At 69.2% G+C, this 16801-nt stretch carries 14 protein-coding genes; 6 read left to right on the forward strand and 8 right to left on the reverse strand.

Going from position 1 to position 16801, the window contains the following annotated elements; all coding sequences use genetic code 11:
• Nucleotides 1-728: 728 nt before the first annotated feature.
• From BM430_RS10565 to BM430_RS10590, 6 genes are all read left to right on the forward strand, one after another.
• Nucleotides 729-1685 carry a hypothetical protein gene (locus BM430_RS10565; protein WP_143131994.1) on the forward strand — a complete coding sequence of 319 codons (957 nt, stop codon included), beginning with the start codon at nt 729-731 and terminating at the stop codon, nt 1683-1685.
• 792 nt (nt 1686-2477) lie between these two features.
• Complete coding sequence (locus BM430_RS10570; RefSeq protein WP_143131995.1) at nt 2478-2798, forward strand: hypothetical protein; 321 nt, start codon at nt 2478-2480, stop codon at nt 2796-2798.
• A 90-nt stretch (nt 2799-2888) separates the two neighbouring features.
• Nucleotides 2889-3650 carry an SDR family NAD(P)-dependent oxidoreductase gene (locus tag BM430_RS10575; protein WP_093567214.1) on the forward strand — a complete coding sequence of 254 codons (762 nt, stop codon included), beginning with the start codon at nt 2889-2891 and terminating at the stop codon, nt 3648-3650.
• Between the two features lie 501 nt (nt 3651-4151).
• Nucleotides 4152-5480, forward strand: a complete 1329-nt coding sequence (locus tag BM430_RS10580; RefSeq protein WP_093567215.1) for an MFS family transporter — start codon at nt 4152-4154, stop codon at nt 5478-5480.
• 121 nt (nt 5481-5601) lie between these two features.
• Nucleotides 5602-7515, forward strand: a complete 1914-nt coding sequence (locus BM430_RS10585; protein WP_143131996.1) for an ATP-binding protein — start codon at nt 5602-5604, stop codon at nt 7513-7515.
• Between the two features lie 2 nt (nt 7516-7517).
• Complete coding sequence (locus BM430_RS10590; RefSeq protein WP_093567217.1) at nt 7518-8861, forward strand: sigma-54-dependent transcriptional regulator; 1344 nt, start codon at nt 7518-7520, stop codon at nt 8859-8861.
• Between the two features lie 266 nt (nt 8862-9127).
• Here BM430_RS10590 and BM430_RS10595 read toward each other — a convergent pair whose 3' ends face one another.
• The 8 genes from BM430_RS10595 to BM430_RS10630 all read right to left on the reverse strand — a co-directional run bounded on the left by BM430_RS10595 (nt 9128) and on the right by BM430_RS10630 (nt 16791).
• A complete protein-coding gene (locus BM430_RS10595) occupies nt 9128-9937 on the reverse strand; it encodes an IclR family transcriptional regulator (protein WP_143131997.1) in 810 nt (269 codons plus the stop codon).
• Nucleotides 9934-10668 carry an ABC transporter ATP-binding protein gene (locus BM430_RS10600; protein ID WP_093567219.1) on the reverse strand — a complete coding sequence of 245 codons (735 nt, stop codon included), beginning with the start codon at nt 10666-10668 and terminating at the stop codon, nt 9934-9936. The genes BM430_RS10595 and BM430_RS10600 overlap by 4 nt, the downstream gene beginning before the upstream one ends.
• Before the next feature lie 2 nt (nt 10669-10670).
• Entirely contained in the window at nt 10671-11441 is a 771-nt protein-coding gene (locus BM430_RS10605; RefSeq protein WP_093567220.1) for an ABC transporter ATP-binding protein, read from the reverse strand.
• Nucleotides 11438-12490, reverse strand: a complete 1053-nt coding sequence (locus tag BM430_RS10610; protein WP_093567221.1) for a branched-chain amino acid ABC transporter permease — start codon at nt 12488-12490, stop codon at nt 11438-11440. The genes BM430_RS10605 and BM430_RS10610 overlap by 4 nt, the downstream gene beginning before the upstream one ends.
• Complete coding sequence (locus BM430_RS10615) at nt 12490-13350, reverse strand: branched-chain amino acid ABC transporter permease (protein ID WP_093567222.1); 861 nt, start codon at nt 13348-13350, stop codon at nt 12490-12492. The genes BM430_RS10610 and BM430_RS10615 overlap by 1 nt, the downstream gene beginning before the upstream one ends.
• 25 nt (nt 13351-13375) lie before the next feature.
• Complete coding sequence (locus tag BM430_RS10620) at nt 13376-14545, reverse strand: ABC transporter substrate-binding protein (RefSeq protein WP_093567223.1); 1170 nt, start codon at nt 14543-14545, stop codon at nt 13376-13378.
• Between the two features lie 202 nt (nt 14546-14747).
• Complete coding sequence (locus tag BM430_RS10625; protein ID WP_093567224.1) at nt 14748-16331, reverse strand: tripartite tricarboxylate transporter permease; 1584 nt, start codon at nt 16329-16331, stop codon at nt 14748-14750.
• Nucleotides 16332-16335: 4 nt separating this feature from the next.
• The gene (locus tag BM430_RS10630; RefSeq protein WP_093567225.1) at nt 16336-16791 is read right to left on the reverse strand and encodes a tripartite tricarboxylate transporter TctB family protein; all 456 of its coding nucleotides are present in this window, start codon (nt 16789-16791) and stop codon (nt 16336-16338) included.
• Nucleotides 16792-16801 lie beyond the last annotated feature (10 nt).

Below are 16801 nucleotides of genomic sequence, written 5' to 3' on the forward strand. Positions count from 1 at the left end.
GGCGATGGCCGTGGCGGAACTGCCGTTCAGGAGGGCCGCCTCGTCGAATGTCCCATCGGCAAACAGAGCCGATGTATCGAAACCTGCGATCCCATCGTAGTGATGAGGATCGGTCGTGAAGGACGGCCGGGGCATCGTCTTATTCCTGATGGGGACCTGATTTTAGTAGATCTGTTTGTTGCAAGATTTTATTTGATTTTCTTCGCGCATCAAAAATAAACTGGTCACGCAATCAAAAATAGCTGAGAGTAACGTCTGTATTTGCTGATATTTGCGACATATCGCGGTCCCTTTCGAACCGCAAGGGCAAGCGGTCGATGCTTCCAAAAATGGTCTCGCCGAACCCTCAGCGCGTGGCCCGGGCATCTCCGGGGAAGGGCGGCGGCTCTCCCGATTCATCGGCGGCTTGGATGCACACCTCGATGCCGTGATTCCGTCATCGACTCACCCTGGGACCGGCACGGTTGGCCGCTTCCTTCCCGAGAGTTCATTGCCGTCAATCCAAGATCGGCGTGCCGTGGGCGCAGCATCGTTGATTGCACCGGACATGCGCGTGTAGGAGGATACTCGGCCGATAGGCTTCGGCCTGCGCATCGCCGCGAGGGGATCGCCGGACGTTGGCGGTGCCTTCGATGGGGATTGGCGGCGATGGGAACCAAGTGGCAGGGGGCCGTGCCCGCACGGGCGTGTTGGCCTGACTGCGATCGGATCGCGTCCGCGAGGCGGGGATGCTGACGGCCGCTCGACCGTCCACCGCTCCTCCTCCGGGGGCCGCTCCCCTTCGTGCCGAGGCGATCCTGGTGAACCCGGCACTGGATCGCTGCATCGCCGCGCTGGCATCCGCCTTCGTCGCCACGCATGGCGCGCATCCGCGCATGGCGACCGTCTTTGCCACCCAACAGCGTTGGCTGATGGCGCATGTGGCGCTCGCGCAGTCCTGCGAGGCGCTGACGGACCCGGCGGCGCCCGACCTCTACTCGTCCCGATTCCTCAAGGCGGTGGTGTCGGCGTCGGTGGCGAGCCGCAACACGGCTCATGCCTTCCTTCAGGAGATGCTGAAATACAGCTTCCTGCAAGCGGAGCCGGACCGTGCCGACCGGCGTCTGCGCCGGCTCACGGTGAGCGAAACCAGCCTCGCGGGCCTCGCCAACTGGATCTTGATTCACCTGACGGCGCTCGACTCCCTTTCCGAGGGGGACCGGGTCCGTCGCTTCCGGGCGGTCCCGGACGGCGTAGCGCGGCTCGAACCCGGCATCGCCCGGCGCTTGCTCGAAGCGAGGAAGATCCGCGATCCGGACCGGACCTTCTCGCTGTTCACCTGGTTGAACCAGGGCGGCTTGGTGATGGACCTGATGATGGCCGGACTGGAGGAGGCCCCGGCCGATCCCGACCGCATCGTCACGGGCATCGTCTCAGCGCAGGATCTCGCCGCTGACCTGAACGTGTCGCGGACCAATCTCTCCCGCAAGCTGCGGGAGGCCGAGGAGGCAGGCAGCCTCGGTTGGTCCGGCCGCCGCGGCAACTCTGCCTTGTGGATCTCCTCCGCCTTCAGGCGCGAATACGTAGCCTATCAAGCGGCTAAGCTTGCGCTCATTGACGCCGCTTTTGACGAAGGCATGCCGGCGCCCCAGGATGGCAGCGAATTCCGCTCGGATTTTGGTATGAAAAGACGTGGCGTATGCTAGCCCTGTGGGGCCCATCAAAGATTGTCTGAGAATGACATGCTTCAATGGCGAGTCTTCAACCTGCCGATCATCTGCGCCACATTTTGCCCGAAAGATGACAACCTCAGGCTGTGAACTTCGGAGTGGTGTGGCTGAGTGACAGTGAGAGAGTTCGCCTGCGCGCCCTCCACAGCGCTGTAGCAGGCGGGATTTCTCGCCGGGGGCCATCGGCGGCGACGGGTCAGGTGTGATGAGGCGTGGAACAAGGGATCTGACGCTCATGCCTTCCTCAAGCCGGCTTTCTGGTGCCCGAAGCGTTTTCGACCCTCGGGCACGCCATCAAGCTTGTCTGCGGCGTGATCGATTTTTGCAGGCGTTTCAAATATTCAATATCAAGCCTTAAGGCGATTTATATTTTGTTTTGCTTAGGTATGTTCCTAATATTATTCATTTCTATCGAATTCGGGGTGCGATTGCCACTCTCTGTAGTATATTAAGTTGTTTAATAACTTAACAGGCATGGCTCTGAAGCGCTTTCGGTGCAGGCTGGTTGATGGATGTTGTCTTTGTGTGTCGGAGTGAGCCGCCTCGGTTTTTTCGGCGACCGGTTGTCCTGGGTCAGGCCATGTCCGTCGGCGGCGACGAAGAGATCGACGATGCGGGGATCTGGGACGAGGGGAGCGAGGCTCTGGCGCAGGCTACGGCTTCGAACAGGTGTCAGTCGGCAGCGTAGGCGCGGATGGTGTTAGGGCTGTCCTTGCGAGCGGCTTGGGGGCGCCGCATCGGCGAGCGGCTGAGCTGTCCGCCCAGGCCGTGACCTCGGGCAGCTTGGCGCAGGCATTGGCCGGCGTGGTCGCGCACATCCAGTCCGACGCGCACGAGAGGCCTCTGTTCAAGTACCTGGCGCTCGAATCGAGCCCGGCCCATCCCGACGATCGCCTGATCACGATCGAGATCGGCCGATCGCTGTCCGGCGAGACGCTCGTGAACTTCGAGCCCCTGATCTGGCGTCCCGATACGGCGATCAGGGTGGTTCGAGCGGTGACCGCCAGCCCGACTGCGTTCAACACCAGCGCATCGATGCGGAGTCCATCCGGGAACGGGAGAGAGACAATTTCTGGTTCCATAATTTAGCTTATGCGAACAGTGGGTGCGGCTCGGCAGCATGGTCGATTTGGACTACACTCCGAGCACCGCTATTGCGCCGGCCTGAAGGAGCAGATGATGGATCTCGGCCTCAAGGGGCTTCGCGCCCTCGTCACCGGCGGCACCAAGGGGATCGGCGGTGCGATCGCCGACCTCCTGGCGGAGGAAGGTGCGGCCGTCGCGCTCTGCGCCCGCAACCCGGAAGAGGTCGCCGCCAAGGTGGCGGCACTTCGCGCCAAGGGCATCGCCGCCACGGGCCGCGTCGTCGACGTCGCCGAGACCGGCGCCCTCAAGACCTGGATCACGGAGGCTGCGGACGAGCTCGGCGGCCTCGATATCCTGGTGCCGAATGTCAGCGCGCTCGCGGTCGGAGCCGACGAGGCTGCTTGGCGCGCCGGCTTCTCGGTCGACCTCATGGGCACGGTCGCGGCGGTCGAGGCCGCGATGCCGTTCCTCGAACGCTCGAAAGCGGCCTCGATCGTCGTCATCTCGAGCGTGTCGGGCCGCGAGATCGACTTCGCCGCAGGGCCCTACGGCGCCTTCAAGGCGGCGCTGATCCACTATGCGCAGGGGCTCGCCTACCAGCTCGCGGGCAAGGCCATCCGCGCCAACACGGTGTCGCCGGGCAACACCTATTTCGAGGGCGGCGTGTGGCAGCGAATCGAGGAGGGCAATCCGACCCTGTTCGCCGAGGCCCTGCGCCTCAACCCGACCGGCCGGATGGCCCGACCGGAGGAGATCGCCCGCGCCGCCGTGTTCCTGGCGAGTCCGGCCGCGAGCTTCGTCACCGGCACCAACCTCGTCGTCGACGGCGCGCTGACCCGGGGCGTGCAGTTCTGACCCTTCGCCGTTTCGCCACGAGGTGGGGCGCGATGCCCCACCTTCGTGCGCCCGCGTGCAGAGGCTGCCGTCGAGCCGGCGTCGGGCAACGAGAGCATTGTCCGACGAAGTGGACACCGGTTCGTCGAAGGAAATGCGGCAAACTCAAAAACCTAGAGAGCTTCGCGATCGCAACGCGATCGTGACGTGTTGAAGCGGCCGTTCGGAAAACCCTGATCGGACGATGACATCCCTCTCAGGTCCTGCGATCGGCGGGATTCCGCCGAAAGCCGGCCGCGGAGTGGCGGAAACTTGCCGAACGGCGACGTCATCCACGGCTCTAAACACTTGATATCTCATATATTCTTAGATTTTTTCGACTTGGCACCGCCGTTGCCAATGCAGTGCGACGCGTCCCGACGATGCTGCCCGGAGAGGCCGAAGGCCCGGGGGAGCTGAAGCGCGCCGATCCCGCCCCTGCCGAAGACGCAGGGCCAAAGTCATGAAGATGGGAGAACGCACATGAATACGGCTGTCCCCTCGGTGACGGGAGCGATCCCGACCGCCGAACCCTCCGACCGGCAGAAGATCAAGGCCATCGTCGCCGCCTCCTCCGGCAACCTCGTCGAATGGTACGACTTCTACGCCTACGCCTTCACCTCGATCTATTTCGCCTCGGCGTTTTTTCCGAGCAGCAGCCCGACCGGCCAGCTCCTGGCGACGGCCGGCATCTTCGCCGTCGGCTTCTTCATGCGGCCGCTCGGCGGCTGGATCTTCGGCCGCATCGCCGACCGGCGTGGGCGCAAGTCGTCGATGGTCTTCTCCGTGCTCCTGATGTGCGCCGGCTCGCTGATGATCGGCCTGCTGCCGACCTACGAGACCATCGGCGTGCTGGCGCCCGTCCTGCTCCTCGTCGCGCGCCTCGCTCAGGGGCTTTCGGTCGGCGGCGAGTACGGCACGGCCGCGACCTACATGAGCGAGATCGCCGGCCGCGGCCGGCGCGGCTTCCTCTCGTCGTTCCAGTACGTCACCCTCATCGGCGGCCAGCTGCTCGCGGTGCTGGTGGTTTTCGCCCTCCAGCACGTCCTGACCGCCGAGGAGATGCGCGCCTGGGGCTGGCGCATCCCGTTCCTGATCGGGGCTGCGGCCGCAATCGTGGCGATGATGCTGCGCGGCGCCCTGAAGGAATCCGCCTCGCACGAGGCCATGCAGAGCAAGGAGGCCGGTTCGGTACGCGCGCTCCTGCAGCACAAGCGGGCTCTGCTGATCACGCTCGCCTTCACCATGGGCGGCTCGCTCTACTTCTACACCATGACTACCTACATGCAGAAATTCCTGGTCAATACGGTGAAGCTCGACCTCAAGACCGTCTCGACCGTGATGACCCTGGCGCTGGTGGTGTTCATGCTGCTGCAGCCGGTCTTCGGTGCGCTGTCCGACAGGATCGGGCGGCGCAACAATATGATTGTGTTCAGCGGCCTCGCCATGATCGGCGCAGTGCCTCTGCTCTCCTCGCTGTCGTTGGTGACGAACCCCTGGGCGGCCTTCGCGCTGATCCTGACCGGCCTCGTGATCGCGACCTTCTACACCTCGATCAGCGGCGTGGTGAAGGCCGAGCTGTTCCCCGCCGAGGTTCGCGCACTGGGCGTCGGCTTGCCCTACGCCATTGCCAACGCCCTGTTCGGCGGGACGGCGGAGTACGTGGCGCTCTCGTTCAAGACTTACGGCAACGAGGGCCTGTTCTTCTGGTACGTGGCGGCCATGGCCACGGTCGCCTTCGCGGCCTCGCTCTGGATGCCCGATACCCGCAAGTACGGATACCTCGACGGCAACGGCCGAATGAGCGGCTGAGGTCCCCGAATCCGGCATCCGGCAGTTTCGGGTGCCGGCTCTCGCTTGCAGAGCACCGTCGTTCCGGGGCAGAGCCGGATCCGCCCCGGCAGCGAACGCATCCGGCATGACCCGAGACCCCGTGAGCAACGACCACGACGCGAGCCAGGACCATCGCGCCGATCCGACCGCCCGGGTCCAGGCAGGCCTCGCGCGTGCCGGCGGCGCGATCCTCGGCCGGCCGGGGCGATGGGTACTGGCGGGCGCCACGCCGGCGTTGACCCTCGCCGCCTTCCTCCTGGTCCTGGAGGCCGGCCACGACCAGGTGCGGCGCGCGGCGCGCCAGCGCCTCGTGATCGCGGAGGCCGTGTTGCGGGCGGCCATCGACCGCTACCAGTACCTGCCCGCAATCCTCGCCCTCGACACAGAGGTCCGGGACCTGCTGGCCGATCACGGCGCGCCCGGGTCCGTCGCGGCCGGCAAAGCCGGCAGCGTCAACGCCAAGTTCGGCGCCATCGCGCGGGCCTCGCAGGTCGCGGCGATCTACCTGATGGATGCGGACGGCCTCACCCGGAGCGCGAGCAACTGGGATCAGCCGCTCAGCTTCGTGGGATCCTCCTACGCCTACCGCCCCTATTTCCGCGATGCCGTCGCGACGGGCGCGTCCCGCTACTTCGGGGTCGGCACCACCACCCAGCAGCCGGGCCTGTTCATCGGCAAGGCCGTGCCCGGCCCGGGCGATGTCCGGGTCGCCGGCGTCGTGGTGGTGAAGGTGGACCTGGACGGGCTGCAGGGCGAATGGCGGCGGGCCGGCGAGCAGATCCTCGTCTCCGACGCGGCCGGCGTCGTTTTCCTGGCAAGCGAACCCGGCTGGCGCTACCGCCCGTTCCGCCCCCTGGCCGACCCTGAGACGAGTCGAATCCGCGCCGCCCAGCAATACGGCGATAGCGACCTGAGGCCCCTTCTGGCGGACGGCCCGGCCGAGCCCGGCGGAACGATCCACCTCCCGTCGTCGGACGGCAGGACCGGAAGCGGGATCGTCGAGCGCGTCGTGATGCCGGATCTCGGCTGGACTTTGTGGTACGTCGCCCCGACCGGGCCCGCCTCGCGTCAGGCGCTGCTGGCGGCCGCCGCCGTCGGCGTCGCCGGCCTCGCGCTGGCCTTCGCCCTTGCCGCGGCGGGCCAGAGGCGGCAGCGACTGCGCAGCGAGCGGGCCATGCGGCACGCCCTCGAACGGCGGGTGGCGGAGCGGACCCACGATCTCAGCGACGCCAATGCGCGCCTGCGGGCCGAGATCGCCGAGCGGGAACGGACGACCGCGGCGTTGCGGGCGACCCAGGACGAGCTGATCCATGCCGGCCGGCTCGCCGCCCTCGGCCAGATCTCCACGGCGATCAACCACGAGATCAACCAGCCGCTCGCCGCCCTGCGCACCTTCCTCGCCAGCACCGCGGTGTTCCTGGAGCGCGGCGACGGGGCGACGGTGCGCCGGAACCTGCAGCGCATGACCGAGGTGACGCAGCGCATCGCCGAGATCATCCGCCACCTCAAGGATTTCGCCCGCAAGACCGGGCCCGGCCACACCGAGCCGGTGCGGCTCGCCGCCGCGGCGGACGCGGCCCTCGACCTGCTGCGTGTCCGGCTGCGCGCGGAGGACGTGGCGGTCGCCTGCACGATCCCGGCCGACGCCCTGGTGCGGGCCGAGCCCGTGCGCCTCGAGCAGGTGCTCCTGAACCTGATGGTCAACGCCCTCGACGCGATGCGCGGCGCGCCCGAGCGCCGGCTCGCACTGACGGCCATGCACGAACCGGCATCCTCCCCGGGATCGGCCTCCTGTTGGCGCCTCTGCGTCGCCGACAGCGGAGGCGGGATCCCCCCGGAGCACATGCCGCAGATCTTCGACCCTTTCTTCACCACCAAGGCCGCCGGCGAGGGGCTGGGTCTCGGTCTGTCGCTGTCCTCCCTGATCGTGCGCGATCTCGGGGGCAGCCTCAGTGCCGAGAACGCCCCGGGTGGTGCCGTGCTCATCCTCGTCCTGCCGGCGGTGGAGGTTTGAGCATGGCGGCTCGGGTGGAACGCGTCCTGTTCGTCGACGACGAGGAGACCGTGCGCGAGGCACTGCACCAGTGGCTGACCCTCGCCGGCTACGCCGTCTCGACCTTCGAGACCCCGGAGGGCGCGCTCGCCGAGATCGACGAGCGCTTCCCCGGCATCCTCGTCACCGACATCCGCATGCCGCGGATGGACGGTCTCGCGGTGCTGGAATCGGCGCTGGCCCGGGACCCGGAGATCCCGGTCCTGCTCGTCACCGGCCACGGCGACGTGCCGATGGCGGTGGAGGCGATGCGGCGCGGCGCCTACGACTTCATCGAGAAGCCCTTCGTCCCCGAGCGCCTCGTCGACGCGATCGGCCGGGCCTGCGAGAAGCGCCACCTCACCTTGCGGCTGCGCCGGCTGCACGCGAGCACGGACGCGCAGGGCATCGAGGGCCGCCTGATCGGCACCTCGCGGGCGATGGAGACCCTGCGGCGTGAGGTGCTCGACCTCGCGGCGACTCCGGTCAACGTGGTCATCAACGGCGAGACCGGCTCCGGCAAGGAACTGGTGGCGCAGTGCCTGCACGCGTTCTCGGCCCGGCGCGAGGGCCGTTTCGTCGCGGTCAATTGCGGCGCCATTCCCGACACGATGATGGAGAGCGAGCTGTTCGGCTACGAGGCCGGCGCCTTCACGGGAGCGCTCAAGCGGCGGATCGGCAAGCTCGAATACGCCCATCGCGGCACGCTCTTCCTCGACGAGATCGAGGCGATGCCGTTGCTCGGTCAGGTCAAGCTCCTGCGCGTCCTGCAGGAGCGCCGCGTGGAGCGCCTGGGCGCGAACGAGGCGGTGGCGACCGACCTGCGCACCCTCTGCGCCAGCAAGGTCGACCTGCGCGCCGAAGCCCAGGCCGGTCTGTTCCGACCCGACCTCTACTACCGCCTCGGCGTCGCGGAATTGCGCATCCCGCCCCTGCGCGAGCGGCAGGAGGACATCCCGCTCCTGTTCGAGCATTTCGCGGCCCAGGCCGCCGAGGCCCATGGCCGGGCGATGCGGCCGCTCGGCGGCCGGCTCGTCGCCGATCTCGTCGCGCGAGCCTGGCCCGGCAACGTGCGCGAGCTGCGCAACGCGGCCGAGCGCTACGCCTTCGGCCTCGACCGCCTCGGCGCCGCGGCGGAGCCGGTCGAGGGCGGACCGCAGCCGCTCGCGGCACGCGTCGAGGCCTACGAGCGCGACCTGATCGGCCGAGCCCTGCAGCAGGCCAAGGGCAACGTGGCGGAGGCGATGCGCCTCCTCGACCTGCCCCGGCGAACCCTCAACGAGAAGATGCAGCGCTACGGGCTGAGCCGCACCGACTACAACGAGTGATACGATTTCCGATTGATCGCTCGGCGATTGCTGCGCGATCGCTTTCGCGATGCGGAAATCGGTCTCGCTCACGTGTGTGGAGCCGGAGGCTCCACCGCGCGGGCTGGCGATACGATTTCCGAACTGATCGTCCGGCAATCGTATGAGGGACCGTCGCGGGTGTCGGAGATGGACGAGGCGGGAGAGGCGACGACAGCACCGGACGAGAGGCAGCCGCGCCGCCTACCGGGCATGGCGATGGACGGCGCGGGTCGGCCGATGGCCCTCTACCGGCCGACGCCGGCCCCGTCGACGCGTTCGCGCTCCATGAGATCCGCCTCGCGCCGCAGCGCTTCGGCCAGCTCCGTCTCCCGCGCCTGCACGCGGGTGGACAAAGCCGCGATGCTGAGCGCCGCCACCGGCCGGCCGGACGCGTCCCTCACCTGCACGCCGATGGCCCCCATCGTCTCGATCACCCGGTCGAGGAGCATGACGTAGCCGCGCGCCCGGGAGGCCCGGACGGCATCCCGGATCTCCGCAATTCCGAGCCTCGGATACGGCCCGAGGCGCTGGGCGACGATGCCGAGGATCGCCTCGATCTCGCGGTCGGGGAGCCAGGCGAGGAGCGCCATCGATCCCGCACCCACCCCGAGGGGGCGGCGGCTGCCGATGTCGAGGTAGTTGGCCCGGATCGGGTAGGAGCCGACCTCGCGGTCGACGCAGACCGCCTCGACGCCGCTGCGGACCGAGAGCAGCACGGTGTCGCCCGACATCTCGGCGAGGCGCATCAGGCTCGGCCGGGCGAGGGTCCGCAGGTCGTCGGACCGCCCGCCGCTCGCCGCGAGCGCGGTCAGTTCGGGGCCGGGGCGCCAGCGCCGCCCGTCCGACGCCCGGGCGGCGAAGCCCTCCTGAGCGAGCGTGTCGAGGATCCGCAGGGCCGTGACCTTGTTGAGCCCGGTCTCGGCCGTGATCTCGGTGAGCCGCCGCGGCGTCGCGGCGGCGAGCGCCCGCATCACCGCGCAGACCTTCTGCACGGCATTGGGCTCGCCGGGCGCGGACGGCTTGGCCTGCAACTCGTCGGGCATGCGATCGCTCACGCCGCCTCGGCCCCGCCGAGGTAGATCCGGCGCAGGAGGGCGCTGTCCTGCAGTTCGTCGGCGCTCCCCTCCCCGGCGACCGCGCCGGCATCGAGGAGGTAGCCGTGGCCGGCGTGCCGCAGGGCCTTCTCGACGAGCTGCTCCACGAGGAGGATGGCCGTGCCGGCACGGGCGAGACGGGCCGCCACGTCGAGGATGCGGTCGACCACGATCGGGGCGAGCCCCCCGGAGGGCTCGTCGAGGATCAGCAGGCGCGGACCGGCGATCAGGCCCTGCGCGACCGCCAGGATCTGCTGCTGGCCGCCGCTCAGGCGCGAGGCCTGCTGGTGGCGGCGCTCGGCCAGTTCGGGAAAGTCGGCGTAGATGCGGTCCAGGGTCTCCCGCGAGGCGCCCTCCCGTCCCGCATAGGTCCCGACGCGCAGGTTGTCCTCGACGCTGAGCGTCGTGAAGACCCGGTGTCCTTCGAGCACCTGGACCAGGCCGGCCCGCACGATGTCGCCCGGCCTCGCCCGGGTGATGTCGGCGCCCGCGAAGCGCACGCGGCCGCGCTGCTTGGGGATCAGGCCCGACAGGGCATGCAGGATCGTGCTCTTGCCCGCGCCGTTGCGCCCGAGCACGACGACGAACTCGCCCTCGTGCACGGTGAGGCTCACCCCATGCACGACATGCGCCTTGCCGTAGGCGACGTGGAGATCCTCGACCTCCAGGAGGACCGCACCGGCACGGGACATCGTCAGGCTCCCAGATAGACGCGAACCACCTCGGCGTCGCGGCGGACCTCGTCGGGGCGACCGTGCTTGATCAGCCGGCCGCGGTCCAGGGCGGTGACGCGGTCGCAGACGCGGAACACGAAGTCGGTGTGATGTTCGACGAGGAGGATGCCGACGCCGCTCTCGCGGATCGCCCCGAGGATGGCGGCGAGATGACCGATCTCGGCGCCGGTGAGGCCGCCTGCCGGCTCGTCGAGGAGGAGGAAGCGCGGGCGCAGCGCCAGCGCCCGGGCGATCTCCAGGAACCGTTGCTCGGCATGCTCCAGCAGGCTCGCCCGCCGGTCGATCGCGTGACCGAGCCCGATCCCGTGGATGAGGTCCGCGGCGTGGGCGCGGATCGCGCGCTCCTCGCGGCGTGCGAGCGGCCAGGCGAGCGCCGCCGCGAGGAAGCCCGACCGCACCTCGCGCCATGCGCCGAGCATCGCGTTGTCGAGCACGCTGAGGGAGGGCAGCAGCCGCGGCTTCTGGAAGGTGCGGGATATGCCGAGCCGCGGCCGGCTTTGCACGGAGCGGCGGGCGAGCGAGGTGCCGTCGAGCTCGACGTCCCCGCCATCCGGGCGGTAGTAGCCGGACAGGAGGTTGAGGAGCGTGGTCTTGCCCGAGCCGTTGGGGCCGATCAGCCCGTGGATCTCCCCCGGGCGCAGGTCGAGGGTGATCGCGTCGAGGGCGGTGACGCCGCCGAAGCGCTTGGTGATCGCCCGCGCGACGAGGGCATCGGTGGCGTGTGCGCTCACGGCAGGGCCTCCCGGGCCAGCGGCGCCGGCGCGGGCGCGTCCGGCTCGAGGGGCGACGCACCCAGTGCGCGCCGCAGGCGGGCGAGGTCGGGCCGGACCTCGTGGCTGCCATGGGGCTCGGGCCGCAGGCGGCTCGCGAGCGTGGCGACGAGGCGGCCGATGCCGTCGGGCACCAGCAGCACCACGACCAGGAGGGCGAGGCCGTAGAAGAAGTTGCCGAGCCGGGCCAGCGGCGCCACCATCTCCGGCAGGGCGGTCAGCATGGCGGTGCCGATCAGCGGGCCCAGGATGCTCCCGCGCCCGCCGATGATGATGCAGACGAAGAAGAACAGCCCGATATCGAACACGAACGTGTCCGGCGTGATGTAGGTCTGGAGCGCCGAAAAGAGCGCGCCCGCGATCCCGGCGGTGACTCCGGAGAACACGAACACCGTGAGCTTGGCCCGGAACAGGTTGACGCCGACCGAGGCGGCCGCGACCTCGCTGTCGCGCACCGCGATCAGGGCCCGCCCCCACATCGAGCGCGCGACGCTCCAGGTCATGGCGGTGACGGCGCCGCCGAGCCCCAGGATGAGGCCGTACTGGCCCCGCGGCGTGTCGAAGGGCGCCGGGAAGCCCGGCACCGACAGGCCGGTGCCCCCGCCCGTGAGGCCGCCCCAGGCGAGGGACAATTCGCCGACGATCAGCGCGAAGGCCATCGTCACCATGGCGAAGTAGAAGCCCGGCAGCCGCAGGGAGGGCAGGCCGAGGAGGAGGCCGCCGAAGCCGCCGAGGGCGCCGCAGAGCGGCAGCGCCAGGAACGGGTCGAGGCCGAGGGTGCCGGCGAGGATCGCGAAACCGTAGGCACCGACGGCGAGGAGCCCGACATGCCCGATCGAAAGCTGGCCGGCGAAGCCGACCACGAGGTTGAGGCCCGCGACCAGGACCCAGTAGGCGCCGATCAGGGAGGCGAGGTGAACCTGGTAGAGGTCGCCCGACCAGGCCGGCAGGGAGGCGACCGCGAGGACGGCCAGCAGCGTCAGGCCGACGCGGAGGGCGGGGTGGGACATCAGACCGGCCTCACCCGCTTGTTGCCGAGGAGCCCCTCGGGCCGCAGCAGCAGGACCAGCATCAGCAGACCGACCGCGATCGTCTGCTGGTACTCGCCGCCGAACCAGTAGGTCGCGAAGGCCGAGAGCAGCCCGAGCCCGGCCCCGCCGATCAGCGCCCCGACATTGCTGCCGAGCCCGCCCACCGCGAGCGCGATGAAGCCGTTGAGGGTCAAAGAGAGGCCGAGGGCGAAATACGCGAAGGTGAGCTGGCCGGCCGCGAAGCCGGCGAGCCCGCCGAGCGCCCCGGCGAGCAGGTAGGAGGACAGGCGCACCCGGTCGGTCGGGATGCCGCGGGCGCGGGCGGCGAACGCGTCCTCGGAGGTGGCCTGGAACAGCTTGCCCCACAGGGTCAGGCGCATGAAGGCTTCGAGCCCCGCCGTCATGGCGAGGACCGCGACCACGGGCAGCCAGTACTTCTGGTCGAGGAGGCCGGCGGAGAAATCCTGCGGGATCACCCGCGGGAAGGGCCGCGGCTCGGTGCCCCACCAGAGCCCGACCGCCTGCTGCAGCATGGTGGCGAGCGCCAGGGTGGAGAGGAGCCAGAGATGCTCGTCGGAGCGCGCGAGGACCCGGCGCACGCCGACGATCTCGGTGACGGCGCCGGCCGCCGCCCCGGCCAGCACGGACCCCGCGAGGCCGAGCGCGGTGGGCAGCCCGAGGCCCGCGATGAGCCAGGCGCCGACCACCCCGCCGAGCATGCAGAGATGCCCGGTCGTGACGCTCAGCACGCGCGAGGTCGAGTACATCACGTTGTAGGCGAGCGCCGTCGCTGCGTAGACGGCGCCGATGGCGAGGCCCGAGACGATCACGGCCAGCATAGGTGGCTCCTTGCGCTCTGCGCGATCACCGGGGTGCCGCCTCGTAGCAGCCGTCCCGGAACGAGGCGGCGATGTCGGCGACGATGTTCTTGTCCGGGAAGCCGTTATGATCCTGCGGGCTCCAGCTGTAGCTGGCATAGACGCCGGGAAGGTCCCGGGTCGCTTCGAGCACCGCCTTGATCTTCTTCGGGTCGGTCGATCCGGCCTGCTTCACGGCGTGCTCGATGATCTTCACGGTGTCGTAGCCGAGGGCGACCCACCAGAAGGTGAAGTCGATAGTGCCGCCGAGCGTCGGCTTGATCTTGTCGATCAGGGCCTGGGTCCGCGGCGGGAGCCTGCCGTCGACGTAGGTCGTGCTCTGGTAGCCGGCCGCGAAGGCGTTCTGCCAGTAATCCGGCTTGTTGAGCAGGGCCTTGATCGGGAGCGCCATGATCGCCGGATGGCCCACCACCGGCACGTCCCAGCCCATGTCGCCGCGGGTGTTGAGGATCCGGGCCATCAGGCCGGTGGCGGCGGACCAGGGCATCACCACGTCGGCGCCCGCAGCCCTCGCCTTGGTCATCTCGTCCGTGAGGTCGGTCTTGTTGGGATCGATCAGCACCGAATAGACCGGCTTCACCCCGGCCTGCTCCAGGAGCGCCGCCGCGGTCTTGGCGCTGGAGGTGCCGTAGCCCGAGGTGTCGCCGATCACCGCCACCTTCCGGCGCTTGAGTACGTCGAGGGCGTAGGCGTTGCCGCCCTCGATCCACTGCCGGTTGGTGTTGATCGCCCGGAAGGCCAGCGGATACTTCTTCGGATCCGTGAGCTCGTCGATCGTCCCGATGATGATGTTGGGGATGCCGGCCCGGGCGACGATCGGCACGGTGGCGAGGGATTCGCCCGAATTCACCGGCCCGATGACGAACTGCACCTTGTCGCTGAACAGGAGCTGCTGGGCGAGGTTCACCGCCTTGGTGGGTTCGCCCGCCGTGTCGCGGGTGAGGAGTTCGAGGGGGCGGCCGTCGATGCCGCCGGCCGCGTTGATCTCCTTGATGGCGAACTGCACGCCCTGGTTCTCGGCGATGGCCGCCGAGGAGAGCGGCCCGGTGAGCGACGAGAGCCATCCGATGCGGATCGGCTCCGCGGCCTGGCCGGGTCCGGACGAGAGCAGGCCGAGGCACGCGGCAAGTCCGTAGATCCACGCTGATGATCGCATCCCGTACCTCCCCTGCCGGATCGGACCGGCCTGTTGTCTCGACGATTGGTGGCGCGCCGACGCCCCGCTCCAGGGATGGCGGCCGGGTGTCGCTTTCTCCCCTCCGGGTGCCGCAGGGCTTTCGGGAAAGGATCGGCGCTGGTTTCCCCTCCCCCGCAGAGGGGGGAGGGAAAAAGCCTGCGTCTCTTCTTTCCCCTTCCCCTCACACCTTGAGCGAACCGGTGACCGCGGGCGTCTCGGTCGGCGCCATGCGGCGGCCCCGCTCGTCCCCGGCCAGCACCGCGTCCAATCGGGAGCGCCGCCGCCCGCGCCAGGCGAGGACGACCTGCGTGCCCACGAGCAGAACCGCCAGCGCCGCGAAGATCGCGCTGATCGGGCTGCCGACGAAGGTCCACGGATCGCCCCGCGAGAGCAGCAGGGCGCGACGGAAGTTCTCCTCCAGCCGCGGGCCGAGGACGAAGCCGAGCAGCACCGGGGCCGGATGGAAGCCGAGCCGCATCAGTCCGTAGCCGACGATCCCGATCACCAGCGTCTGCAGAACGCCGAACATCTCGTTGTTCGTGCTGTAGACGCCGACACAGATGAAGAACAGGGCGCAGGGATACAGGAACCGGAACGGGATCTGCAGCAACCGCACCCAGATCCCGATCAACGGCACGTTGAGGAGGACGAGGAGGATGTTGCCGATCCAGAAGCTCGCGATGAGGCCCCAGAACATGTCCGGATGCTCGGTCATGAGCTGCGGACCCGGCGTGATGCCCTGGATGATCAGCGCACCGAGGATCAGCGCCATCACGGCGTCGCCCGGGATGCCGAGGCTCATGGTCGGCACGAAGTCGCCCTGGACGGAGGAATGCGTCGAGGCTTCCGGGCTCGCCACGCCGCCGATCGCGCCGCGGCCGAACCGCTCCGGGTGGCGGCTCACCCGCTTCTCCGCTGCGTAGGCGATGAAGGAGGCGATGGTCGGACCGGTTCCGGGGATCAGCGAGCACAGGCTGCCGACCAGGGTGCCGCGCAGGATCGGCAGCGCGGCCTCCCGCAGGTCGGCCCGGCTCGGGCGCATGTCGCGCATCCGCACCGTCACGCCCGACAGGTCGCCGACGGTGAGTTTGTTGATGCTCTTGAGGAACTCGGCGATGCCGAAGAACCCGAGCGCCACCGCCACGAGGTCGATGCCGTTGTAGAGCGACATCGCCCCGAAGGTGAACCGGCTCGTCCCGGTGTCGAGATCGCTGCCGACGCAGCCGAGGACCAGCCCGACGAGCGTCATCGCCACGCCCTTGAGGGCCGAGCCCCGGGCCAGGGTGGCCCCGGCGAGGAGCCCGAGCAGCATCAGGGTGCTGATCTCGGCCGGGCCGAACTGGAAGGCGATGCGCACGAGGAGCGGCGCGAACAGGATCATCTGCACGATGCCGAAGGCGGCGCCGAAGAACGAGGCGAGCATCGTGATGCCCAGAGCCACGCCGCCGCGGCCCTGGCGGGTCATCGGGTACCCGTCGAGACAGGTCACCGCGTGCGAGGGGTGGCAGGGCAGGTTGAGCAGGATCGAGCAGATCGCCCCGCCATACTGCGCCCCGTAATAGATCCCCGCGAGCATCAGGATCGCGGCGACCGGCGGCATCCCGAAGGTGAGCGGCAGCAGGATCGAGATCGTCGCCATGATGCCCATCCCGGGCAGCACGCCGATGAGGTTGCCGATCAGCACGCCGACCAGGCTGAACAGGAAGTTGTGCGGCTGAAGCGCGACCGAGAAGCCGTGGATCAGGTTGGCGAATGTGCTGTCCATGACCCTATCCCCGCCAGAACGGCATCTGGAACTTCAAGGCCAGGGTGAAGACCAGCCCCGCCACCACGGTCATCGCGAGCGCGAGGACCAGTGCGGCGCGCAACGTGCCGCTGCGGTCGCCGAGCGCCGAGACGAAGACGCAGGCGAAGGTCGCGGGCCCGAGGCCGAGATGCTCCCCGAGCACCATGAACAGCACGATCCCGAGCACGATGCAGAACCAGCCGCGCCAATCCGGCCGCCCCCCCTCCCCGCCCTCGTGCTCCGCCGCCTCCGGCGTCACGGCGATGAGCAGCCCGACCGTGCCGAGCGCGCAGCCGACCAGCATCGGGAAGAGGCCGGGGCCGACCCGCGCCAGGGTGCCGAGGCCGAGGGTGCGGGCCTCGAGCACGACCGCGAGGCCCAGGAGGAGCATCAGGCCGCCCGCCCCGTAACGGCGGGCGATGGACGCCGAGGCGTGCATGGTCAGCCCC

The organism is Methylobacterium sp. 174MFSha1.1 (genome assembly GCF_900116815.1).
In the GTDB taxonomy this organism is placed as follows: domain Bacteria; phylum Pseudomonadota; class Alphaproteobacteria; order Rhizobiales; family Beijerinckiaceae; genus Methylobacterium.

Bases quoted from the DNA above. Each gene is read 5' to 3' on its own strand.
- BM430_RS10625 (WP_093567224.1), bottom strand. From the start codon at position 16,331: ATGGACAGCACATTCGCCAACCTGATCCACGGCTTCTCGGTCGCGCTT.
- BM430_RS10630 (WP_093567225.1), bottom strand. From the start codon at position 16,791: ATGCACGCCTCGGCGTCCATCGCCCGCCGTTACGGGGCGGGCGGCCTG.
- BM430_RS10575 (WP_093567214.1), top strand. From the start codon at position 2,889: ATGGATCTCGGCCTCAAGGGGCTTCGCGCCCTCGTCACCGGCGGCACC.
- BM430_RS10600 (WP_093567219.1), bottom strand. From the start codon at position 10,668: ATGTCCCGTGCCGGTGCGGTCCTCCTGGAGGTCGAGGATCTCCACGTC.
- BM430_RS10610 (WP_093567221.1), bottom strand. From the start codon at position 12,490: ATGTCCCACCCCGCCCTCCGCGTCGGCCTGACGCTGCTGGCCGTCCTC.
- BM430_RS10565 (WP_143131994.1), top strand. From the start codon at position 729: ATGCTGACGGCCGCTCGACCGTCCACCGCTCCTCCTCCGGGGGCCGCT.
- BM430_RS10590 (WP_093567217.1), top strand. From the start codon at position 7,518: ATGGCGGCTCGGGTGGAACGCGTCCTGTTCGTCGACGACGAGGAGACC.
- BM430_RS10620 (WP_093567223.1), bottom strand. From the start codon at position 14,545: ATGCGATCATCAGCGTGGATCTACGGACTTGCCGCGTGCCTCGGCCTG.
- BM430_RS10615 (WP_093567222.1), bottom strand. From the start codon at position 13,350: ATGCTGGCCGTGATCGTCTCGGGCCTCGCCATCGGCGCCGTCTACGCA.
- BM430_RS10580 (WP_093567215.1), top strand. From the start codon at position 4,152: ATGAATACGGCTGTCCCCTCGGTGACGGGAGCGATCCCGACCGCCGAA.